This is a genomic window from Mycobacterium shigaense (genome assembly GCF_002356315.1).
Taxonomy (GTDB): domain Bacteria; phylum Actinomycetota; class Actinomycetes; order Mycobacteriales; family Mycobacteriaceae; genus Mycobacterium; species Mycobacterium shigaense.
Window position 1 is genome coordinate 3,865,905 of the sequence record NZ_AP018164.1, and the last position, 21,687, is coordinate 3,887,591.

Annotated in this window: 18 protein-coding genes, 1 tRNA gene and 1 pseudogene; 6 read left to right on the forward strand and 14 right to left on the reverse strand. The window is 69.5% G+C overall.

Going from position 1 to position 21,687, the window contains the following annotated elements; translation table 11 throughout:
• The first annotated feature begins 110 nt into the window (after positions 1-110).
• Positions 111-1,967, forward strand: coding sequence for a fatty acyl-AMP ligase (locus MSG_RS18020; RefSeq protein ID WP_096441705.1), 1,857 nt, complete (start codon positions 111-113; stop codon positions 1,965-1,967).
• Here MSG_RS18020 and MSG_RS18025 read toward each other — a convergent pair.
• The 5 genes and pseudogenes from MSG_RS18025 to MSG_RS18045 form a co-directional block, all read right to left on the reverse strand.
• Complete coding sequence (locus tag MSG_RS18025) at positions 1,964-3,040, reverse strand: phosphotransferase family protein (protein ID WP_096441707.1); 1,077 nt, start codon at positions 3,038-3,040, stop codon at positions 1,964-1,966. The genes MSG_RS18020 and MSG_RS18025 overlap by 4 nt on opposite strands.
• Before the next feature lie 84 nt (positions 3,041-3,124).
• Positions 3,125-4,888, reverse strand: coding sequence for an ABC transporter ATP-binding protein (locus MSG_RS18030; RefSeq protein ID WP_096441709.1), 1,764 nt, complete (start codon positions 4,886-4,888; stop codon positions 3,125-3,127).
• Entirely contained in the window at positions 4,885-7,470 is a 2,586-nt protein-coding gene (locus tag MSG_RS18035) for an ABC transporter ATP-binding protein/permease (RefSeq protein ID WP_096441711.1), read from the reverse strand. Before MSG_RS18035 ends, MSG_RS18030 begins: the two co-directional genes overlap by 4 nt.
• 128 nt (positions 7,471-7,598) lie before the next feature.
• Positions 7,599-7,754, reverse strand: a pseudogene (locus MSG_RS18040) (acyl-CoA desaturase); the annotation flags it as partial.
• Between the two features lie 242 nt (positions 7,755-7,996).
• Positions 7,997-8,079: transfer RNA gene (locus MSG_RS18045), tRNA-Leu, on the reverse strand.
• A gap of 131 nt (positions 8,080-8,210) precedes the next feature.
• Here MSG_RS18045 and MSG_RS18050 point away from each other — a divergent pair.
• The 3 genes from MSG_RS18050 (at position 8,211) to MSG_RS18060 (ending at position 9,713) form a co-directional block, all read left to right on the forward strand.
• On the forward strand, positions 8,211-8,843 hold the full coding sequence (locus tag MSG_RS18050) for a GNAT family N-acetyltransferase (protein ID WP_096441712.1): 633 nt from the start codon (positions 8,211-8,213) through the stop codon (positions 8,841-8,843).
• A 136-nt stretch (positions 8,844-8,979) separates the two neighbouring features.
• Positions 8,980-9,372 carry a hypothetical protein gene (locus tag MSG_RS18055; RefSeq protein WP_096441714.1) on the forward strand — a complete coding sequence of 131 codons (393 nt, stop codon included), beginning with the start codon at positions 8,980-8,982 and terminating at the stop codon, positions 9,370-9,372.
• On the forward strand, positions 9,369-9,713 hold the full coding sequence (locus MSG_RS18060; protein ID WP_096441716.1) for a DUF3817 domain-containing protein: 345 nt from the start codon (positions 9,369-9,371) through the stop codon (positions 9,711-9,713). Before MSG_RS18055 ends, MSG_RS18060 begins: the two co-directional genes overlap by 4 nt.
• 27 nt (positions 9,714-9,740) lie before the next feature.
• On the opposite strand, the gene rdgB is transcribed toward MSG_RS18060, so the two are convergent.
• From rdgB to clpS, 8 genes are all read right to left on the reverse strand, one after another.
• Entirely contained in the window at positions 9,741-10,340 is a 600-nt protein-coding gene (gene rdgB, locus MSG_RS18065; protein ID WP_096441718.1) for an RdgB/HAM1 family non-canonical purine NTP pyrophosphatase, read from the reverse strand.
• A 49-nt stretch (positions 10,341-10,389) separates the two neighbouring features.
• Positions 10,390-11,169 (reverse strand): ribonuclease PH, encoded by a 780-nt coding sequence (gene rph, locus MSG_RS18070; RefSeq protein WP_096441720.1) that lies wholly within the window; start codon positions 11,167-11,169, stop codon positions 10,390-10,392.
• Between the two features lie 57 nt (positions 11,170-11,226).
• Complete coding sequence (locus tag MSG_RS18075; protein ID WP_096441722.1) at positions 11,227-12,009, reverse strand: cyclic nucleotide-degrading phosphodiesterase; 783 nt, start codon at positions 12,007-12,009, stop codon at positions 11,227-11,229.
• Between the two features lie 69 nt (positions 12,010-12,078).
• Positions 12,079-12,894, reverse strand: coding sequence for a glutamate racemase (murI, locus tag MSG_RS18080; RefSeq protein WP_096441724.1), 816 nt, complete (start codon positions 12,892-12,894; stop codon positions 12,079-12,081).
• Positions 12,891-13,595, reverse strand: coding sequence for a rhomboid family intramembrane serine protease (locus MSG_RS18085; RefSeq protein ID WP_373421177.1), 705 nt, complete (start codon positions 13,593-13,595; stop codon positions 12,891-12,893). Before MSG_RS18085 ends, murI begins: the two co-directional genes overlap by 4 nt.
• 44 nt (positions 13,596-13,639) lie before the next feature.
• Entirely contained in the window at positions 13,640-14,674 is a 1,035-nt protein-coding gene (locus tag MSG_RS18090) for a P1 family peptidase (protein ID WP_096441726.1), read from the reverse strand.
• Positions 14,674-15,255 (reverse strand): oxidative stress transcriptional regulator AosR, encoded by a 582-nt coding sequence (gene aosR / locus MSG_RS18095; protein ID WP_096441728.1) that lies wholly within the window; start codon positions 15,253-15,255, stop codon positions 14,674-14,676. Before aosR ends, MSG_RS18090 begins: the two co-directional genes overlap by 1 nt.
• 24 nt (positions 15,256-15,279) lie before the next feature.
• Positions 15,280-15,585 (reverse strand): ATP-dependent Clp protease adapter ClpS, encoded by a 306-nt coding sequence (gene clpS, locus MSG_RS18100; RefSeq protein WP_096441730.1) that lies wholly within the window; start codon positions 15,583-15,585, stop codon positions 15,280-15,282.
• 56 nt (positions 15,586-15,641) lie between these two features.
• Between clpS and MSG_RS18105 the strand changes: the two genes are divergently transcribed.
• Positions 15,642-16,958 carry a nicotinate phosphoribosyltransferase gene (locus MSG_RS18105; protein WP_096441732.1) on the forward strand — a complete coding sequence of 439 codons (1,317 nt, stop codon included), beginning with the start codon at positions 15,642-15,644 and terminating at the stop codon, positions 16,956-16,958.
• Between the two features lie 20 nt (positions 16,959-16,978).
• Positions 16,979-19,027, forward strand: a complete 2,049-nt coding sequence (locus MSG_RS18110; protein ID WP_096441734.1) for an ATP-dependent DNA helicase — start codon at positions 16,979-16,981, stop codon at positions 19,025-19,027.
• Here the strand turns inward: MSG_RS18110 and glgP are convergent.
• Positions 19,011-21,650 carry an alpha-glucan family phosphorylase gene (gene glgP / locus MSG_RS18115; protein ID WP_096441736.1) on the reverse strand — a complete coding sequence of 880 codons (2,640 nt, stop codon included), beginning with the start codon at positions 21,648-21,650 and terminating at the stop codon, positions 19,011-19,013. The two genes, MSG_RS18110 and glgP, sit on opposite strands and share 17 nt — an antisense overlap.
• Positions 21,651-21,687 lie beyond the last annotated feature (37 nt).

Consider the following 21,687-nt stretch of genomic DNA (forward strand, 5'->3'; position numbering starts at 1 on the left):
TCGTAACCAGTCAGCGATAAAGTGATCTATATCACATTGTTATGAAAAAGTGATGGGCGTCACGCTCACTGGTCGGCGAAGAAAATTTATTCCTCTCTTATTCTTTGTTCATGAGTCGGAATCCCCCGCCGACGACTGTCGTTCAGCCGGACCTGGCTGACCTCAACGATTACGTCCAGGCCGACGGCAGCATCGTCATCCCCGATGGCATCACGCTGACCTCGTTCTTCGATCGAAATCGTCGGGTGCTCGGGGACTCCCCGTCGTATCGGTTCGTCGACTACGCGAAGGACCACGACGGCCGCACGGTCGACATGAGCTGGAACCAGTTGTGGACGCGGGTGCGCGCGATCGGCGCGCGGTTGCAACAGGTCACCCGCCCCGGAGATCGAGTGGCGATCGTGGCGCCCCAGGGCGTCGAGTATGTGGCCGCGTTCTTCGCGGCCGTCCATGCCGGCAACGTCTCGGTGCCCCTGTTCGCGCCGACCCTGTCCGGGCACGCGGAACGGCTGACGGCCGTGTTGACCGACGCCCGACCCACGGTGGTGCTGACGACCACCGCGGCGGCGGAGTCGGTGCGCGAATTCCTGCGGACGCACCCGGTGGCCGGGCGGCCCCGGATGATCGCCGTCGACGCCATCCCCGACACCCTTGCTTCGATGTTTACCGAACCGGCGGTGAGCACCGACGATCTCGCCTACTTGCAGTACACCTCCGGCTCCACGCGCATCCCCGCCGGAGTCGAGATCACTCACCGCGCCGTGTGCACCAACGTCGTGCAGATGATTCTGGGCGCCGGGCTCGATCGCGGAATCCGCAGCGTCAGTTGGCTTCCGCTGTACCACGACATGGGCCTGTTGATGCTGATGTTCCCCGCGCTGGGCGGCGGGTACCTGGTGATGCTGGACCCCATGGCGTTCGTCCGCCGCCCGTACCGATGGCTCAAGCAGCTCAGCGCGGAGGCCGCGTACGGTCGGACGTTTGCCGCGGCCCCGAACTTCGCCTACGAGTTGGCGGCCGAGCGCGGGCTGCCGCCCGCCGGCCAGACCATCGACCTCACCAACGTCGTCGGCCTGCTCAACGGGTCTGAGCCGGTGACGATTGCGGCCATCGAGAAATTCACCAAGGCCTTCGAGCCCTACGGCCTGCCCCGCAACGCGGTCAAGCCGTCGTACGGGATGGCCGAGGCGACGCTGGGGGTGACCACGCTCGCCCCGTCCGATACGGCGAGCGCGGTCTACTTCGACCGGGCCGAACTCGCCGAGGGGCGCGCCGTCGTCGTCGCGCCGGACAACCCGGGCGCGGTCGCTCACGTCTCGCCCGGGCCCGTGTTGCCGGACCTATGGGCGGTCATCACCACCACGGAGGGCGCGGAGGCCGCCGACGGCCAGGTCGGGGAAATCTGGTTGCACGGCAACAACATCGGCCGCGGCTACTTTCGCCGCGAAGCGGAGACCCAACGCACCTTCGGCAACAAGCTACAGTCCCGGCTCGAAGTGGGCAGTCATGCCGAGGGCGCCCCTGACAACGGCTGCTGGCTCGCCACCGGCGATCTCGGCGTCTACGTCGACGGCAAGCTGTACCTGACGGGTCGCGCAAAGGACCTCATCATCGTCGACGGCCGCAATCACTACCCGCACGACATCGAGACGACGGTCAGTCAGTCCTCGAAGGCGATCCGCGCCGGCTACGTGGCCGCCTTCTCGGTCCCCGCCGACGCGCTGGACAGTCCGGACGGAAGCGCCGCCGAGCAACTCGTCGTCGTCGCGGAACGTGCTGCGGGCGTGGGGCGAACCGATCCGTCCGAGGTCGAGGCGGCCGTGCGGGCGGCGGTGTCGCGCGAGCATCATCTCCGGCTCGCAGATCTGCGGCTCGTCGCCGCCGGCAGCATCCCGCGCACCACCAGCGGCAAGCTCGCCCGCAACGCGTGCCGCAACGAGTACCTGGCGGGGCGGTTCAGCCGCTAACCGATCAGTTCCAGCGTGTCCAGGTCGCGGATCGCTCGGCAGCCGCGCGTCAGCATGGTCAGCACCATGTCGTCGCCGCGCTCGGTGGAGACCGCGAACGCGAAGCCGAGGGCGGAGATCAGCAGCGCCTGGACGACGCCCAGCCGGTAGTCGCGCCAGCAGGTTTCCCGCTCGTAGCCGGTGACCCCGTAACCCAGCAGCGCCCGGTGATAGTCGTCGACGAGGTCGTTTTCGATCCGGGAACGCAGCGTCGAATCCAGGCTGGTGGCCGTGAAATAGGCCAGGTCCCTGGCCGGCAGACCCACGCCCAGGGTCTGCCAGTCGACCACGCTCACCCAGGCGCGACCCGGATCGAACAACAGGTTGTCGAGCCGGTAGTCACCATGCAGCAGCGCGAACCGGTCCCATTCGGTCATGAGCCACGGCGCCACCAAACCCATTGCGGTACCGAAGGTCTCGCGATCCTCGGCGGCCATCCTGTCCCCTAGCTTTTCCAGGGTGATGTCGGCGCTCATCTTGGCGACCTCACCCATGCCCGAGGCGGTCGCCGCGTCCGGACGGGCGAACGCAATACCGGGAAGATCCAGCCAGAACGGGTCACACCAGCTGGGTCCGTGCAGTCCGGCCAGGGCCACGACCGCCAGCCGCGCTTCCTGCTCGCCGCAGCCGGCGATCTGGTCGCCTTGGACCGCGGGAGCCTGGTCGGCCAGTAACAGCGCGTAGTCCATCGCGTCGTCGGTGATCTCGCAGTAGAAGCACTGCGGCGTCGGCACCCGCACCCGGTCGGCCACCGTGGCGTAGAACGCGCACTCGCTGCGATAGCCGATCACCACACGATCCCGCACGGCGTCGTCCTGCGCCGGCAGCTTGATCACGAAAGTCCGCGGCAACCCACCCGGGTCGGTGGCGTAGCTGGCCGCAACGCGATAGGTCGCGCCCGTCTGCCCGGTGCCGATGGCGACGACGTCGACGGCGGACACCTCGACGGAGGCACCCCGCCCGCTCAGGGCCGTGGAGAGCCATTCGGCGGTCACGTCGGCCGGATGGCGCGGAATCGACACCACAGCACTCATGTACAAAGACCTCCAGTACTCCCCGGTCCGACTGTCCCATGAACTGTAAGGCATACCGCAAGAGCGGCGGGCCGTGCCCGGAATTTAGTCGGCGAGGATGTGCCAGTCGGCCGCCTCGTGTTGCTGGCGCCAGAACTCGGCGAAACGCCCACCCGCGGCGAGCAATTCGTCGACCGCGCCGTCCTCGGCGATTTTGCCGTTGTCCACGAACAGAACGCGGTCGGCGTGGCGGATGCTGGCCAGCCGGTGCGCGACGATCACCCGGGTGCGCGCCCGCGGATCGGCGGTGAGCGCATCGACGACCGCCGCCTCGTTCTCGGTGTCCAATGCGCTCGTAGCCTCGTCGACCAACAGCAGCGGGGCGGGCTTCAGTAAGGCACGCGCGATGCTGACCCGTTGCCGCTCGCCGCCGGACAACGCCGACCCGGCTTCGCCGACAACCGTTTCCGCGCCGTCGGGCAGCCGGCCGATCAGCTCGTCGACGCGGGCCAAGCGCATCGCCCCGGCCACTTCGTCGTCGCCCGCGCCGGGGTTTCCGGCGAGCACGTTCGCGCGGATCGTCCCGCCGAAGAGATAGGGATGCTGGAAGACGACGCTGCTGGTCGCGCGCCGCTCCTCGGCGTCCAGCGCGGCGGCATCGGCGCCGTCGAGCAGGACTCGCCCGCGGGTCGGCTGGTGCAGCCCGGCGATCAGCGCCAGGATCGTGCTCTTGCCCGAGCCCGACGGCCCGACGATCGCCGTCGTGGTGCCCGGCCGCAGGGCGAAGTTGACCCCGTCCAGCACCGGCATGCCAGCGCCGTCGTAACCGAAGGCGACGTCGTCGAATTCGACGCCCGCTGCCTTGAATCCATCTCGAGCTCCCTCTCGGACGCCCTCTCCCAGCCGGCCCACCCCGGCCGCGATCACCGGCGCCGCCAGCACGCCCCGGATGCGGTCGAGGGTCGCGCGGGTGCTCTCCAGCGCCGGCGCGAGTTCGCTGACGGTGGTGAACGGCTCCAGGTAGCGGGCGATCACGACGATCAGGGCGATCGCCTCGGCGACGGTGAGCGTGCCGTTTACGGTCAGGGCCGTGGTGGCACCGGCCAGCAGGATCAGGGCCAGCTGGCTGGCGATGCTGAACAACAGCTGGCCGGGAATCTGCAAGCCCAGCAAACGCATCGTCGCGCGGTGCTGCGCGGCCAGCGCGGTGCCCACCAAGCTGCGAGCCGGTTCGGCCCGACGCGCCGCCCGCAGCGCCTGCTGGGTGCGGGCGAATTCGATGATCCGCTCGGTGAGCGCGGTGTTCGCGTCGCCGGCGGCCGCGTCGGCGCGTCGCGTCGATCGCGCCGAGGCCCACAGCGCCCCCAGCATCAGGGGTACGCCGGCCAGCGCGGCGGCGCCCAGCTGCCAGGAGATGGGCAGCAGGGCCAGCGCGATGACCGCGGGCAGCAGCACCGCCGTGGTCAGCGGGGTGAGCAGGTTGACCACCAACCCGACGAGTTCCGGACCGGTCGCGGCGATCGCCTGCCGGGACATCGCGGTGTTGTCGGCGGTGAACCAGTCCAGCCGAACCTGCGGCAGCCGGTCGGCCACGTCGTGCTGGGTGTGGTCGAGGACCGCGAAGCCCAGATCGAAACCGATCCGCGCGGTCATGTTGTCGATCACCCACCCGGTGACGGTCGCTGCGGTCAGCCAGCCCAGCCAGGCCAGCGCGCTGCGCGGCGTCTGGCTGAACAGCGCCCCCACCAACGGAACGAGCAGGACGGCGCCCACCGCGCGCACGACCACCGAGACGACAGCGAGGACGGCGTAGCGAATCAGCTCGCCGCGCCGCTCGGCGGGAACCAGGTTCATCCAGGTGCGGATCATCGGGCGGCCTTATGAGCCGCGCCGGTCACGGCCACGGGGCTGCCCTGACCCGTTTCCCAGAGCCGGCTGTAGCGTCCGTCGGCGGCCAGCAGCTCCGCGTGGGTGCCGCGTTCGACAATTCGTCCGTGATCGAGCACGACGATCTGGTCGGCGTGGGTGAGGGTGTGCAGCCGATGGGCGATGACCAACACGGTGCGGTTGCGCGTCAGTCGGTTAAGTGCCTGTTGGACAAGGTATTCCGACTCCGGGTCGGCGAATGCCGTGGCCTCGTCGAGGATCAGCACCGGGGTGTCGGCCAAGATGGCGCGGGCGATGGTGAGACGTTGCCGCTCACCGCCCGACAGCGCGGAACTCGCGCCCAGCATGGTGTCGTAGCCTTCGGGCAGCCGTAGCACCCGGTCGTGGATCTGCGCTTCGCGGGCGGCGGCCTGGATTTGTTCGCCGGTGGCGTCGGGGACGGCCAGCGCGATGTTCTCGGCGACCGTCCCGTGCACCAGCTGGGTTTCCTGCAGCACGAAACCGACGCGCGTGTAGAGCTCGTCGGCGCTCAGTGAGCGGATGTCTTGGCCCCCAACGCGTATCGCGCCGTGCTCGACATCGTGGAATCGAGCCAACAGCGCGGCCAGCGTCGACTTCCCGGAGCCGGACGGTCCGACGAGCGCGCTCACCGTGCCCGGCCGCAGTTGGAGTGAGACGTCGTCGATCACCGGCACGCCGGGGCGGTAGCTGAAGCCGACGCGATCGAACTGCACCAGTCCCGCTTGGCTTTCCGGCGTTGCGCCGTGTCCTTCGTGCACCGTGAGGTCCGGCTCGTCGAGCGCGATCTGCAGGCGACGCGCCGCCAGCATGCCGGCGCGGATACCGCCCAGGCCGTATGCGATGCCGAGCAGCCGGACACCAAACGTGGTGCCCAACAACAGGAACGGCAGCAGGCTCACCGGATCCATCCGGTGCGTGACGACCAGCACGGTGCCCGCGGTCGCGATGAGCCACAGGAACGTCGAGGGCCGGGTGGTGAGGTCCATGGCGGTTTTCTTGCCGGCCATCGGCCGCTGCCAGGCGACCAGGAACCCGATGTACTCGTCCAGGCGGCGCCGGAAGCTCGACGCGGCCGCACCACCGAAGACCCGGATCACGGGTTGGCCCTCGAGGTACGCGCCGGCCTCGCCGTTCATCCGCTCGGCCCACCGCTGGGCCTGGAAGATCCGCGGACCCGACTGGATGGTCAGCGACGACGTCATCACCCCGTACACCAGCACCGGCCCGAAGAGCACCAGCGCCACTCGCCAGTCGATGACGAAGAGATAGAGCAGCACCGCCACCGGCGCGACGACCGCGTTGACCGCGTCCGGGATGGCGTGGGTGACCAGATAATGCAGCGACAGCGTGTCATCGGACACCAGTTGCTTGATCGAGCCCGATCCGCGCGCCGTGAACCAGCCCAGCGGCAGGCGAGACATCTTGCTCAGCAGCCGCGAGCGCAGATCGCTGGCGAATCGCGCATCGATCACGTGCAGCCAGAGCGTGAGCGCGGCGCCGAGCACCGTGCCCAGGCCCAGCACCGCAACGGCCGCGATGCCGACGTTCCACAGCCGCGACTCGTCGGCGCCCGTCGCCAGCAATCGGGCCAGCTCCACGAGCAAGACGAACGGCGCCAGCTGTACCAGCGTGATCACTGCCTGCAGCACGCCGGACAGGATCAGCGCGGACCGCAGCGGCGCGAGCAACCGGCCGGCGGCCTGGGCGCGCCAACTTCCCGGCGACTCGGGTTGCGCCACCGCGCTTTCCGGCTCGGGGGTCACCGGGGCGTCGGTGTCGGCGGCGGGGATCTCGGGACCACGAGTGGTACCCATCTGGCGGCCGGCACTCCAGTACGCCTGCGCGTGCACCTCGGACCTGGGAAACCCGAACGCGTCCCGCAGCCGCTTGCGGACGCTCTTCAGCGCGGTGGCCTCGGGGGTGGCCCACGCATACCAATTCGACCAGTCCCGGGTCTCGATCGCGTTGGCCAGCGAGTGTTCGTCGCGGCGGGGAACCCAGTGGACCCGCAGCCGGGGGTGCTGCGCAACCGGGATAAGCGTGTCGCGCTCGTCGTGCTGCTCGAGATACATCTCGACGGGGACGTCGGCGGGAACCGTCCCGATGATCCCGTTCATGCCCGGGATCGACGCCGAGTCGCCGATCAACAGGTAGCCGGCGGGCTGCTCCTCGGGCGCGGCGAAGCGCGATGAGCCCATCAGCGACATCACCGCGATCGTCGCGCCCGGCTCGACGGTGCGCGCCCACTTCGACGCCGGACCGGCCGGCTCGTGCAGCACCACGTCGACCGCGAAGCGGCCGGCCGCGGCGTCGGCCTCCGAGAGCGTGTAGGCGCGCTGGAACTCGGTGTCGGACCCGTCCGGGTCGGGGAACCAGAAGCGCAGCCAAGCCGCGGGCTCGGCCTCCGCATCCTCGAACAGCGTCGGCGACACCATCCGTATTCGCACGAAATGGGGTGCGATCGGCACGGTTTCGAGCACCGTCGCCGTGTGATCGCGCGCGCCGAAGCCGCGCAATATCGCACCCTGGAAGCCGCGTGCCATCGACGGTCCTCTCCCGCGGCGACGAATCCCGCCACCACGACTGCCCACAAACTAAGGGTTGCCTTACCATAGGTCAAGCCGGCCGTCAGTCGAGCAGCGGGTGCGCCGTTCGGGTCGCATCCGCCGCGTCAGGCGGTCCGGCGGCGGTCCGCCTGAAGTTCGCGCAGGGCGGTGCGCAGACCCCGCCGTTTGCCGGTCGCGGGGTCGACAAAGCTCTCCCGCAGCCCCTCGCGCACGTGGAACTTCAACTCGGAACGGGTCTCCGGCGCACCGTCGGACGTCGCGGTGGGCAGGCGCCACTCAGTGGCGTGGATCTCGGGATCGTTCATCCAATCCCACTGTGTCGTCCAATGATTGTCCAATGATTGGGAGTCGCGTGCATCGGCCGAGAACACGGTTCTCAATCGGCTTCCCCACCGCCGCATTCAATCAACACTTGTTCGCTGAGTGTCACGCTGGCGCCACGGTGGCGGCAACGCGCGGTCGCGGGCCGATCTGACCGACAGCTGCCCAGCCGACCCAAGAGTGCGCAAGGGGGGACTCGAACCCCCACGTCCGAAGGACACTGGAACCTAAATCCAGCGCGTCTACCAATTCCGCCACTCGCGCGTGGGCGCCACACAGATTACCGTGCCGGTTACGCCCGAGCCGGGTGAATCCGCAGCAACACCGGCCCGCGACTCACTATGGTATGCCTACCCTAACTAGTGCCGCGCATCCTCCGGTAGGCTCTGCGGTCGATGACCGAAGCAGCTGCGAACACCCACGCCGACGACACGACCTACGCCCTTCCGCGGGAGCGCACGGATCTGCCGGAAGAGGTTGCGCGACTTGGCCGGCCGCCGGTCCCCGCGCTGGAGTCGCCCCACGGATTTCGGGTCGCCGAACGCGCCGACGCAGAGATGGTGGCCGAGTGGATGAACCGCCCCCACCTCGCGCAGACCTGGGAGTACGACTGGCCGACCTGGCGCTGGCAACGGCACATCGGCGCGCAGCTCGACGGCACCTACTCGCTGCCGTTGATCGCGGCCCTGCGCGGCGTTGAGTGCGCATACCTGGAGATCTATTGGGCGGCAAAGGATTTGATCTCGCGCCACTACGACGCCCAGCCCTGCGACCTGGGGTTGCACGCGGCCATCGCGGATCTGGCGTTGGTCAACCGCGGCCTCGGGCCCCGGCTGCTGCCGCGAATCGTCGCCAGCGTGTTCGCTTTGGAACCGCGCTGCGGCCGGATCATGTTCGACCCCGACCACCGCAACACGGTCGTCCGCCGGCTGTGCGAGTACGTGGGATGCCGATCACTGGGCGAGCACGACATGCCCACCCGTCGCATAGTGCTCTACGCGTTGGAGCGTCCCATCCAGTCCTCGTAGCCGGACATGGCGACGGACCCGCACCGGGCCACGTAAGGCAAGCTAGCCTTTCTCTGGGCGGTGAGAGCTACGCCACTCCGCGTACCGGGCAACCCTGGGTGCCGTCGGCGCTCCGGCCCGGGGGTACCGTCGAGGGGTGTCCGCGCAGGCTAATGGGAGGCGTCACCGCAGGCCGGCACTGATCGCGTTGGTGATCGTCGCCGCCTGCGTCTGCCTGGCGTTGGCCTGGTGGCAGTGGACCCGTTTCGAATCGGTTTCGGGCACGGTGCAAAACCTCGGCTACGCGCTGCAGTGGCCGATGTTCGCCTGGTTTTGTGTGTACGCGTACCGCAAGTTCGTTCGCTACGAACAGACGCCACCGGAGCCGCACCGCCCCGGCGCCGTGACCGAGATACCCGCCGGGTTGCTGCCCGAACGGCCGGCGCCCGCGCAATCACCGCCCGACGACCCCGCGCTGCGGGATTACAACGCCTATTTGGCCGAGCTCGCCAAGAACGACACCGAGAAGCAGAACAGGACGACCGCATGACCACACCCGAAAACCCCGGGGCGCCAGCAGTTCCCGCTAACCAAGTCCGCACCGCGCTGCTCGGCTACCGGATCATGGCGTGGACGACGGGCCTGTGGCTGATCGCGCTGACCTACGAGATCATCTCGCACCTCGTCTTCCAGCACGAGATCCGGTGGATCGGCGTAGTGCACGGCTGGGTGTACTTCGTCTACGTGCTGACCGCGTTCAATCTCGCGATCAAGGTCCGCTGGCCCATCGGCAAGACCATCGGAGTGCTGTTGGCCGGAACCATTCCGCTGGCGGGCATCATCGTCGAGCACTTCCAGACCAAGGACATCAAGGCACGCTTCGCGCTGTAGGTAAAAGCGCTTGCGGCCCAGCGTGATTCAGGCTAGGGCCCGCAGTGCCGGCAAGAGCAGGGCCAGCGCGCGACCGCGGTGCGACGCCGCGTCCTTCTCGGCTGGGCTGAGTTGCGCCGCGGTGCGCTCGGTTCCGTCGGGAACGAAAACCGGGTCGTAGCCGAACCCGCCGTCGCCGCGTGGTGCGCGGGCGATCGCCCCCGGCCACTCCCCGCGCACGACGACCTCGCCGCCGGCCGACACCAGCGCGCAGGCCGACACGAACGCCGCGCCGCGCCGCCCGTCAGGCACGTCGCGCAGCTGCGCCAGCAGCAGCGCGGTGTTCGCGGCGTCGTCGCCGTGGTTGCCCGCCCAGCGCGCCGACAGCACGCCTGGCATGCCATTCAACGCGGCCACCGCCAGACCGGAATCGTCGGCCACACTCGCCAGACCCGTGGCGGCGAACGCGTCGCGCGCCTTCGCCAACGCGTTCTGTTCGAACGTCGCACCGGTTTCCGGCGCCTCATCGAACGGCTCAACGTCGTTGAGCGACAACAGCGTCAGGCCGGACAGTCCGGCTCCGTCGAGCACCCGGCGCAACTCGGCCAGCTTCTTGGGATTGCGGCTGGCGACCAGGAGCTGAGTCACAAGCGCCGCTCCTCCTCATCGCTTGCGGTCTGCATCGTCGCCAGCGCGGTCAGGTTCCAAAGCCCTTCGGCGGCGGCGGCCCTTCGGGCAGCACGCCCGGGTACGGCAACGCCAATGCCTCGCGCTGCTTGGCGAACAACGTGTCGCATGCGCCGAGTGCCATGTCGAGCAGCTTGTCGAGCGTCGAGCGCGGGAACGTCGCACCCTCACCGGTCCCCTGAATCTCCACCAGCGTCCCGGTGTCGGTGGCGACGACGTTCATGTCGACCTCGGCGCGCGAATCCTCCTCGTACGGCAGATCGACACGGACCCGGCCGTCGACCACGCCGACGCTCACCGCCGCGATGGCACACGACAGCGGACGCGGGTCCGACAGCTTGCCCGCCGCCGACAGGTAGGTCACCGCGTCGGCCAGGGCCACGTAGGCGCCGGTGATGGCCGCCGTCCGGGTTCCGCCATCGGCCTGCAGCACATCGCAGTCGACGGCAATCGTGTTTTCCCCCAACGCCGCCAGGCTGATGCACGCGCGCAGCGACCGGCCGATGAGGCGGCTGATCTCCTGGGTACGGCCCGACGGGCGGCCCTTCAGCGATTCCCGGTCGGAGCGAGTGTGGGTGGCAGACGGCAACATCGCGTACTCCGCGGTCAACCATCCCAGTCCCGAGCCCTTGCGCCACCGCGGCACACCGTCGGTGACGCTGGCCGTGCACAGGACCTTGGTTTGGCCGAATTCGATCAGCACCGAGCCCGCGGGGTGTTCGGTGAAACCCCGCGTGATCGTCAGCGGGCGAAGCTCGTCGTCGAGGCGACCGTCTTCTCGTTTGGACACGACGCCAACCCTAGCCCGCAGTCCCCAACGGGTGCCGTGCGGAGCGGGCGGGTGGGGTCAGACTCGCTCGGAGTGCCGGACGTCGAACGTCTCACCGCACACCACCGCGTGCACGGGTCCGTCGAATTCGGCCTTGGCCTCGCTGATCACGTCCTCGCGCGAGGTCCACGGCGGGATGTGGGTGAGCAACAGCTCGCGGACACCGGCCGCGGCGGCGGCCCGGCCGGCGTCGGTGCCCGACAGGTGCAGGGCGGGCGGCCGGTCCGGCGCATGGGTCCAGGAGGCCTCGCACAGGAAGACGTCGGCATCGCGCGCCAACTCGACGAGCTGGTCGCAGGTCCCAGTGTCACCGCTGTAGACGAACGAGGCCCCGCTGGGATCGGTGATCCGCAGGCCGTAGGACTCCGTCGGGTGGGCGACCACGCGCGGGGTCACCGTGAGCGCGCCGATCGTCACCGGTTCGCCGTCGACCCAGTGCCGCACGTCGAAGATGTCCGAACAGTCGTCGATTTCCCCGCCGTAGGGCGACGACGCCGCGCCCAGCCGCGACCACGTGTCACTCGGGCCGTAGAGCAACGCCTTCCCGAGCGGCTTCGTGGGATGGTAACGGCGCCACACGAACAGCCCCGGCATGTCCAGGCAGTGATCGGCATGCAGATGCGACAACAGCACATGAACCGAGCCCGGGTCGGCGTAGCGCTGCAGCGCGCCGAGCACGCCCCCGCCGAAGTCGAGGACCAGCGGCGGAGTGTCCGGGGCCCGAAGCAGATAACCGGATGCAGGCGAATCCGGACCCACCACGCTGCCCGAGCAGCCCAGGACGGTAATTCGCACGGACACTACTGTGCCATGCCCAGTCGCACCATGAGAAAAACATCGAGGTATTGATGTGATGAGAATCTCTGTGCGCTAGTCGATGCGGGAATGCTGCACCGGCCTGACACCGGTCACGGCCGGCCCCAAGAATCGCGCCGCCAGTGTGGTGAACGCCTCCGGATCGCCCGTGGCTTCGAAGATCCGGGTGGCCGGTGGCGCGTCATGCGGACGGAGCAGATCTCGTTCCGTGAGCACCCGAAGCACTTCCTTGGCGGTCTCTTCGGCGCTGGAAACCAGCGTCACGTTCTCGCCCATCGCCAGTTGGATCAGCCCGGACAGCAGCGGGTAGTGCGTGCAGCCCAGCACCAGCGTGTCGACCTGGGCGCGCTGCAGCGGCTCGAGGTAACCCTCGGCCAGCCCGAGGACCTGTCGCCCGCTGGTCACCCCGCGCTCGACGAAGTCGACGAAACGCGGGCAGGCCACCGCGGTGACCTCGGTGTCGCGGGCGGCGGCGAACGCGTCCTGGTAGGCGTGCGACGTGATGGTGGCCTGCGTCCCGATGACACCGATGCGGCCGTTGCGGGTGGTGGCCGCGGCGCGCCGCACCGCCGGCAGGATCACCTCGACGACCGGCACGTCGTAGCGTTCGCGGGCATCCCGCAGGCAGGCGGCCGACGCCGTGTTGCACGCGATCACCAGGACCTTGACCCCGCGACTCACCAAGTCGTCGCCGATGGCCAGCGCGTGCGCCCGGACCTCGGGGATGGTGAGCGGGCCATAAGGACCATTGGCGGTGTCGCCCACGTAGACGATGTCCTCGTCGGGCAGCTGGTCGATGATCGCGCGGGCGACGGTCAACCCGCCGACGCCGGAGTCGAAGACCCCGACGGGCGCCAGTGGCGAGGTCATGTTTTCAGCCGTGTCACGGCAGCGCGGGCCTGTCGTTGAGCCCGCGCCCGGCGTTCGGGGGCCGACAGCAGGTACGCCGCCACGACCCCGGCGACGGCCCCGCACAGGTGGCCCTGCCACGACACGCCGCCGCACTGACCCAGCACGGGCATGGCACCCAGCAGGACGCCGCCGTAGGCGAACAACACGACCAGCCCGACGGCGATGTCTACGAATCTGCGCACGAAGATGCCGAACACCAGCAGGAAGGCCAGCCAGCCGAAGATCAGCCCCGAGGCGCCGATGTGATCGGTGGGACCGCAGCTGCTGCCGATGTCGCCGATGAACCAGGTGCCGAACCCGCCGAGAATCCACACGATCGCGGTGGCCCACACGAACCGGGACAGGCCGGCCAGCGTCATCAGGAATCCCAGGACCAGCAACGGCAGGGTGTTGGCCATCAGGTGCGCCCAGTTGGCGTGCAGCACCGGGGCGAAGATGATCCCCCACAGCCCGTCGGCCTCGAGCGGCCTGATGCCGTTGGCGTCCAGGGAGTGCCGGGTCAGCTGGTCGATCAGCTCGACGAGGTAGAGCAGCGCCACGAAGGTGAGGATCGTGGCCCCGCCCACCGCCCAGTGGGGCCGCTTTTTCGGCGGCGTGGCCATTGTCTGCTGATGTCCCGGGCTCATGCCCATAACTGCCCTTCTGGAGCGCCTTGGCATCGTCCAGGGTACCGGTGCCGGGGCCGGTCACCGCCCCGCTTCGCTCAGGGCGCGAATGCGCCGGGCAACAGATCGCGGTAAGTCGGTATCCCGGCGACCGACTCGGCGGCCAGCACGCCGACCAGCACCGCGCGCGCCAGGCAGTCGGCCGCGGCGGCGCCGACCTCGGTCACCAGCCGCGTCTCGGGAGACATCGCGGCCGGCGCCTCGGCCGGGGGCGGCACCTCGACGGCCCCGGTGGCCAGGGCGAACACCGTGTCGCCATCTAGCGGCGTGTGCGCCGGCCGGATGCTGCGGGCCAGACCGTCCTGCGCGGCGACCGCCATCCGCCGGCATCCCGCCGGGCTGAGCGCCGCGTCCGTCGCGACCACCGCGATCGTGGTGTTCAGCGGCTCGAGCTTGGACGGCAGCGCGGCGAGCGCCTCGATCTGCTCGGCCGGCGGCGGCCGCAGCGCGAACTCGCCGATCGCGGCCGCCATCCAGGGCAGGCCCGTGCTGCGGTCGACGACCTCACCCACGGAGTTCACCACGGCCAGCGCACCGACGGTCACGCCAGACGGCAGGGCGGTGGACGCCGTCCCGACCCCGCCCTTGAGAACGCCGGCGCGTGCCCCCACGCCGGCACCGACCGTCCCGATGGCCGTCCCCGCACCGGCGGCCGCAGACGCGGCTTCGCAAGCCAAGAAGCCGAACTCCGCGGTCGGCCGGCGGTCCCAGCCGCCGACCGGCAGATCGAAGATCACCGCGCCCGGGACGATGGGCACCACGCCGCCGTCCATCGCGACGCCGCGGCCGTGCTCCTCGAGCCAGCGCATGACACCGTCGGCGGCCGCCAGGCCGTAGGCGCTGCCGCCGGCGAGCAGCACCGCGTCCACGTACCGCATCGTGTTGGCCGGATCGAGCAGGTCGGTCTCCCGGGTGCCGGGCGCGCCGCCGCGACAGTCGACCGCGCCGACCGTCCCGGGGGGTGTCAGGACCACGGTCACCCCGCGGGCCCATCCCGCGCCCATCGACGCGTCGGGCTCCAGTCGCTGGTGGTGGCCGACACGGACACCGCCGACGTCCGTGATCGAGTCCATCAGGCGGACTTGCCCATCAGCACCAGGACCAGACATTCCTGCAGCACGGTGAGCCACTGATACACGTCGAAATGGGTGGCCAGCGGATGGTCCTCGGGCAACCGGTCCGGGCCGTGCGGCCCGATGTCGAGCATCACCCCGAGCGTCAGCCGGATGTCGTTGACCGACGAGATCCACGCGTTCGCGTCATCCTCGGTCAGCTCGAACCGGCCGCCATTCTCCGGGATCGTATCCAACAATCGCTGTGCCGCAACACGTTTGGCCTCGATGATCCGCGGTTCGTGCAGATTTCGCAGCGCGGCATTGAGGCTTTCGGTGCTGGCGGCCAGCGGATCGTCGTGGTCGGACTTGTAAAAGTCGGGCAGCAGCCGTCGCAGCGTCGGATCGTCCGGGGGCTGCGAGCTTCCGATCTTGATGCCGGTGATCGCCTCGAGTTCGTCTGAGGGCGACGAGGATTCGCGCTCGTCGAGCAAACCGATCAGCGCCGTGCCGAGATTCCTGAGCAGGGCGGCCTCATGCGCCGCCAGGGCGGACCGAAAACGGGGACCGTCGGCGGTCTCGACGCGCTTCCATTTGCGCACAGGCAGCCCGGATGCCCTGGATTCTCAGCGGTCCTGCTGCAGGGTCGCCCATAACCCGGCGGCATGCAGTTTGGACACGTCGACTTCCATGGACTCTCGGCTACCCGCCGACACCACGGCCCTGCCCTCGTTGTGCACCTGCAGCATCAGCTTGGTGGCCTGCGACTCGCTGTAGCCGAACAACTTCTGGAACACATACGTCACGTACGTCATCAGATTGACCGGGTCGTCCCACACGATGGTGACCCACGGACTGGCCGTGACGTCGACCGGAGCAGCCCCGCGCTGCCCGCTGGTGTCCGGCTTGGTAGGCGCTGACGCAACAACCATGGCCTCCAGGATACCGAGACAACCTCGCCGCGCAGCCAGCCGTTACCGTTGGGAGGATGAACGAGCCCCTCTTAGCTGGGCTGCTGACCGACAAGTACGAGTTCACCATGCTGGCAGCCGCGCTGCGGGACGGCTCCGCGGATCGCCGAACCACCTTCGAATTATTCGCCCGCCGGCTGCCCGCGGGGCGCCGCTACGGCGTGGTCGCCGGGACCGGCCGGCTACTGGAAGCGTTGCCGCAGTTCAGGTTCGACGATGAGGCGTGCCGCCTGGTGGCGCAATTCCTCGACCCTGACACGGTGCGCTACCTCCGGGATTTCCGGTTCGGCGGCGACATCGACGGATACGCCGAAGGTGAGCTGTATTTTCCCGGCTCCCCGCTGTTGACGGTGCGGGGCAGCTTCGCTGAATGCGTGGTGCTCGAGACGCTCGCGCTGTCCATTTTCAACCACGACACCGCGATCGCTTCGGCCGCGGCGCGAATGATCAGTGCGGCGGCCGGACGTCCGCTCATCGAGATGGGTTCGCGACGCACCCACGAACGCTCAGCCGTCGCGGCGGCCCGCGCCGCCTACCTCGCCGGGTTCGCGGCGTCGTCGAACCTCGAGGCGCAGCGCCGGTACGGCATACCCACCGAAGGCACTGCCGCCCACGCCTTCACGATGCTGCACACCCGCGGCGATGCATCGCTGGAAGCCGCCGAACTGGCCGCCTTTCGGGCACAAGTCGACGCGCTGGGAGCGGGAACCACCCTGCTGGTGGACACCTACGACGTGACGACCGGGGTGGCCAACGCCGTCGCCGCCGCCGGGCCGACGCTCGGCGCGGTGCGCATCGACTCCGGCGAGCTGGGTGTGCTGGCCCGCCAGGTGCGCGAGCAACTCGACGAGCTGGGCGCCGGCACGACGAGCATCGTGGTCTCCGGCGATCTCGACGAGTTCGCCATCGCGGCGCTGCGCGCCGAGCCGGTGGACAGTTACGGCGTCGGCACCGCGCTGGTCACCGGCTCGGGAGCGCCGACGGCGGGCATGGTCTACAAACTGGTCGACGTCGACGGTATGCCGGTGCAGAAGCGAAGCAGCCACAAGGAATCCCGGGGCGGCCACAAGGAGGCGCTGCGGCGCTGCAGGGCGACCGGCACCGTCACCGAGGAGGTCGTCTACCCGGCGGGCCGTCCGCCCGTCGCCGCCGAGGCCTGCCGGGTGCTGACCACCCCGCTGGTCCGCGGCGGAGAGCCGGTGGCCGACACCGGCCCCGCGGCGTTGGCCGCCGCCCGGGATCGGGTGGCGTCGGGGCTGCACAGTTTGCCGTGGGAGGGCCTGAAACTGGCGCCCGGCGAACCGGCGATCCCGACGACGCATATCCCGGCCTGAGCTGCACTACGGTCGACGACGTGTCGGAGTCCGTTTCCGGGTCCGTGCCCGAGCTGCTGGCCGTCGCGGTGGCCGGGCTCGGCGGCAGCGAACGCAGCGGCCAGCTGCAGATGGCCACCGCGGTGGCCGCGGCCTTCGAATCCGGTGAGCACCTCGTCGTGCAGGCGGGCACCGGCACCGGAAAGTCGCTGGCGTACCTGGTTCCCGCGATCATCCGCGCGATCGACGACGAGGAGCCGGTCGTGGTCTCGACGGCGACCATCGCCTTGCAACGCCAGCTCGTCGACCGCGACCTGCCCCGACTGGCCGACTCGCTAGCCGCCGCGCTGCCGCGAGCGCCGCAGTTCGCCCTGCTGAAGGGCCGACGAAACTACCTGTGCCTGAACAAGATTCACGGAGGCGGGATGACCGAGGAGGGTGAGTCCGGCGCGGACGCGGAACAGCCGCAAGAGGAACTCTTCAACCCGATGGCGGCCAGCGCGCTGGGCCGCGACGTGCAGCGGCTGACCGCCTGGGCCGCGGCGACCGACACCGGCGACCGCGACGACCTCAAGCCCGGCGTGCCGGACCGATCCTGGTCGCAGGTCAGCGTCTCCGCGCGGGAATGCATCGGCGCGGCCCGCTGCCCCTTTGGCGCGGAGTGCTTCTCCGAACGGGCCCGTGGACGGGCCGGTGCGGCCGACATCGTCGTCACCAACCACGCCTTGCTGGCCATCGACGCGGTGTCCGAATCGGCGGTGCTGCCCGAGCACGCGCTGCTGGTGGTCGACGAAGCGCACGAGCTGGTCGACCGGGTGACGTCGGTGGCCACCGCGGAACTCACGTCAGCCACGCTGGGGGTGGCCGCGCGGCGGGTCGCCCGGCTGATCGGCCCGGAGCTGGTGGACCGGCTGGACGCGGCGTCGGCCATCCTGACCTCCGCGATCCACGACGCGACTCCCGGGCGCATCGACCACCTGGACGACGAGCTGGCGACCTACCTGACCGCGCTGCGCGACGCCGCCGGCGCGGCCCGGTCGGCGATCGAGAGCACCGGACAGACAATCCCAGCCGGGGCCGCCGCCACGCGCGCCGAAGCCGCGGCGGCCCTGAACGAGATATCCGATACCGCATCGCGCATCCTCACCTCGTTCGTCCCCGCGATCCCCGACCGCACCGACGTCGTCTGGCTCGAGCATGAGGACAATCGCGGGTCCCCCCGGCCGGTGCTGCGGGTGGCCCCGCTGTCGGTAGCGGGCTTGCTGCGCAGCCGGGTGTTCTCGCGTTCGACGACGGTGCTCACCTCCGCGACGCTGACCCTGGGCGGGTCATTCGACGCGATGGCCGCGGCGTGGGGACTCACCGGGGCCGAGGCCGGGCCCGCCGACACCGTCGAGCAGCAACCGTGGCGCGGCCTCGACGTCGGATCGCCGTTCCAGCACGCCAAGGCCGGCATCCTCTATATTGCGGCCCACCTGCCGGCACCCGGGCGCGACGGCACCGGCTCGGCCGAGCAGCTCGCCGAGATCACCGAGCTCATCACCGCCGCCGGCGGGCGGACCCTGGGACTGTTCTCGTCGATGCGGGCCGCCAAGGCCGCCGCGGAGGCCATGCGCGAACGCCTGTCCACACCCGTGTTGTGCCAGGGCGACGACAGCACCTCAGCGTTGGTCGAGCAGTTCAGCGCGGACCCGGAAACCTCGCTGTTCGGCACGTTGTCGCTCTGGCAGGGCGTCGACGTGCCGGGTCCGTCGCTGTCGCTGGTGCTGATCGACCGCATCCCCTTCCCGCGCCCAGACGATCCATTGCTGGGCGCGCGCCAGCGCGCGGTGGCGGCCCGCGGCGGCAACGGTTTCATGGCCGTCGCCGCCGCGCATGCCGCTCTGCTGCTGGCGCAGGGTTCCGGGCGGCTGTTGCGCCGGGTCACCGACCGCGGGGTGGTCGCGGTCCTCGACTCGCGGATGGTCACCGCCGGCTACGGCGGCTATCTGCGGGCGTCGCTGCCGCCGTTCTGGCAGACGACCAACGCCGAGCAGGTGCGCGGCGCGCTGCGGCGGCTGCGTGCCGCAGCGGCTACCCCGCCAGGGTGACCAGTCTCAGCTCCGCGCTGGACAACAGCATCGGGTGCGCGGGCAGCACCCGCACGGTGTATCCGACCGCTCCGGCCACCGGCAACGGGGTCGTCGTGGAGAACACCTGATTGCCGCCCTCGGTGGTGCCGGTGTAGGTCATCTCGACGGTGACCGGATCCTGCAGCACATCGCCGGAGTCGACGCGGCCGACGACGGCCTGCACGGTGACCTCGTCGGGCGCCAACCCGGCCAGCCGCACGGTGGCGGTCAGAGTGAGTTTCGAGCCCAGCAGCGGCGTGTCCGGAAGCCCGGTGCTGTCGACGTCGGTGATCTCGATCTTCGGCCACGCTTCTTCGGCGCGGCGGCGGTAGGCGGCCAACTCGCGGGCAGCGCCGAATTCGCGTGTTTCTATTGTGTTTTCGGGACCATCTTCGGCGGGCGCGAGGGTTCGGCGCAGCGACTCCGCCGCCGGCGTGTAGTACTGCTCGACGTAGTCCCGAACCATCCGGGAGGCAAGCACTTTCGGCCCCAGCGTCTGCACGGTGTGCCGTACCATCTCGATCCAGCGCTGCGGCACCCCGTGTTCGTTGCGCTCGTAGAACTTTGGGGTCACCGCCTCTTCCAGCAGGCTGTACAGGGCGCTGGACTCCAGCTCGTCGCGACGCGCCTCGTCGGCCAATCCATCGGCAGACGGTATCTCCCAACCGTTTTCGCCGTCATACCACTCGTCCCACCAGCCGTCCCGGATCGACAGGTTCAGCCCGCCGTTGAGCGCGCTCTTCATTCCTGAAGTGCCGCAAGCCTCCAGAGGCCGCAGCGGGTTGTTCAGCCACACGTCACACCCCCAGTACAACAGCCGGGCCATCGACATGTCGTAGTCGGGCAGAAAGGCGATGCGGTGCCGCACCTCGGGCCGATCGGCGAAACGCACCACCTGCTGGATCAGCGCCTTGCCCCCGTCGTCGGCCGGGTGGGATTTCCCGGCGACGATCAGCTGGATCGGCCGCTTTTCGTCGAGCAGCAACTGCTCCAGCCGGTCCGGATCGCTGAGCATCAGCGTCAGGCGCTTGTACGTGGGCACCCGGCGGGCAAACCCGACGGTGAGCACGCCTGGATCGAATGCCGTACTTATCCAACCCAATTCGGCGTCCGTAGCGCCGCGCTCCAGCCAGGAGTTGCGCAGCCGGCGCCGCACGTCGTCGACCAGCAGCGAGCGCAGTTGCGAGCGAATCCACCACAGGTGTCCCTCGTCGACCTCACGCAGCCGCAGCCAGACGCCTGGGTCGCTGAACGCCGCGTCGTCCGGCCCGGCCAGCTCGCGGCCCAGCTGCAGCCACTGGGGCGCCGCCCAGGTGCGCGCGTGCACGCCGTTGGTGATCGAACCAATCGGCACCTCGCCCCGGTCGAAGCCCGGCCACAGCTCGTTGAACATCGCCCGGCTGACCCGTCCGTGCAGCTGCGAAACACCGTTGGCGCGCTGCGCAAGCCGCAGACCCATGTGCGCCATGTTGAACTTTTCCGGATCGTCTTCGGCGCCGAGCGCGAGCACCCGCGCCGTGGGAACGCCCGGCAACAACTCCGGCGTGCGATCGTCGGCGTCGTCATCGAGATGATCGTCGAAGTACTGCCGCACCATCTCGAGCGGGAAGCGATCGATACCGGCGGGCACCGGCGTATGGGTGGTGAAAACGGTGCTGGCCCGCACGACCGTGAGGGCGGTGTCGAAGTCCAGTCCCGCATCGGTCATCAGCTCGCGGATGCGCTCGACGCCGAGGAACCCGGCGTGCCCTTCGTTCATGTGGAACACCTCGGGCGCGGGCCGCCCCTCGACGGCGGTGAACGCGCGGATCGCCCGCACGCCGCCGACGCCCGCCAGGATCTCCTGTTTCATCCGGTGTTCCTGGTCGCCGCCGTAGAGCCGGTCGGTGACGCCGCGCAAGTCGTGTTCGTTCTCGGGCACGTCGGAGTCCAGCAGCAGTAGCGGAACGCGACCTACCTGCGCCACCCAGATCCGGGCGTTCAGCTGCGCCGAGTCCGGCAGCGACAGCTGCACCAGAACGGGATCCCCGGCCGCGTCGGTGAGCAGGCGCAGCGGCAGCCCTTGCGGATCCAGCGACGGGTAGGTCTCGTTCTGCCAGCCCTCGGCGGTCAGCGACTGCCGGAAGTAGCCGGAGCGGTAGTACAGGCCCACCGCGATCAGCGGTACTCCCAGGTCGGACGCGGACTTCAGATGGTCACCGGCGAGGATTCCCAAGCCACCCGAGTAATTGGGCAGCACCTCGGCGACGCCGAACTCCATCGAGAAATACGCAATCCCGGTGGGCACCGCCACGCCGGCCTGCTGCTGTTGCTGATACCACAGCGGACGGCTCAGGTAGTCGTCCAGCTCGCCCGCGAGCTCGTCGAGCCAGCGCAGAAAGTCTTCGTCGAGCGCCAGTTCGTCTAGGCGCGCGGGGCTTACGGCGCCGAGCAGCTCCACCGGATCGCTGCCGCAGCTGGCCCATAGCGCCGGATCGATCGCCGCGAAAAGATCCTGCGTCGCTTTGTCCCAGGACCACCGCAGGTTCGTCGACAACTGTTCCAGCGCGGCGAGGCGTTCGGGCAGATGAGCGCGGACGGTAAAGCGGCGGAGGGCTTTCACACGTCACTACCTTACTAAGGATCGGACGCACCGCAGG

Bases quoted from the DNA above. Each gene is read 5' to 3' on its own strand.
- MSG_RS18020 (WP_096441705.1), top strand. From the start codon at position 111: ATGAGTCGGAATCCCCCGCCGACGACTGTCGTTCAGCCGGACCTGGCT.
- MSG_RS18025 (WP_096441707.1), bottom strand. From the start codon at position 3,040: ATGAGTGCTGTGGTGTCGATTCCGCGCCATCCGGCCGACGTGACCGCC.
- MSG_RS18030 (WP_096441709.1), bottom strand. From the start codon at position 4,888: ATGATCCGCACCTGGATGAACCTGGTTCCCGCCGAGCGGCGCGGCGAG.
- MSG_RS18035 (WP_096441711.1), bottom strand. From the start codon at position 7,470: ATGGCACGCGGCTTCCAGGGTGCGATATTGCGCGGCTTCGGCGCGCGC.
- MSG_RS18050 (WP_096441712.1), top strand. From the start codon at position 8,211: ATGACCGAAGCAGCTGCGAACACCCACGCCGACGACACGACCTACGCC.
- MSG_RS18060 (WP_096441716.1), top strand. From the start codon at position 9,369: ATGACCACACCCGAAAACCCCGGGGCGCCAGCAGTTCCCGCTAACCAA.
- murI (WP_096441724.1), bottom strand. From the start codon at position 12,894: ATGACCTCGCCACTGGCGCCCGTCGGGGTCTTCGACTCCGGCGTCGGC.
- MSG_RS18085 (WP_373421177.1), bottom strand. From the start codon at position 13,595: ATGCCAAGGCGCTCCAGAAGGGCAGTTATGGGCATGAGCCCGGGACAT.
- MSG_RS18090 (WP_096441726.1), bottom strand. From the start codon at position 14,674: ATGGACTCGATCACGGACGTCGGCGGTGTCCGTGTCGGCCACCACCAG.
- clpS (WP_096441730.1), bottom strand. From the start codon at position 15,585: ATGGTTGTTGCGTCAGCGCCTACCAAGCCGGACACCAGCGGGCAGCGC.
- MSG_RS18105 (WP_096441732.1), top strand. From the start codon at position 15,642: ATGAACGAGCCCCTCTTAGCTGGGCTGCTGACCGACAAGTACGAGTTC.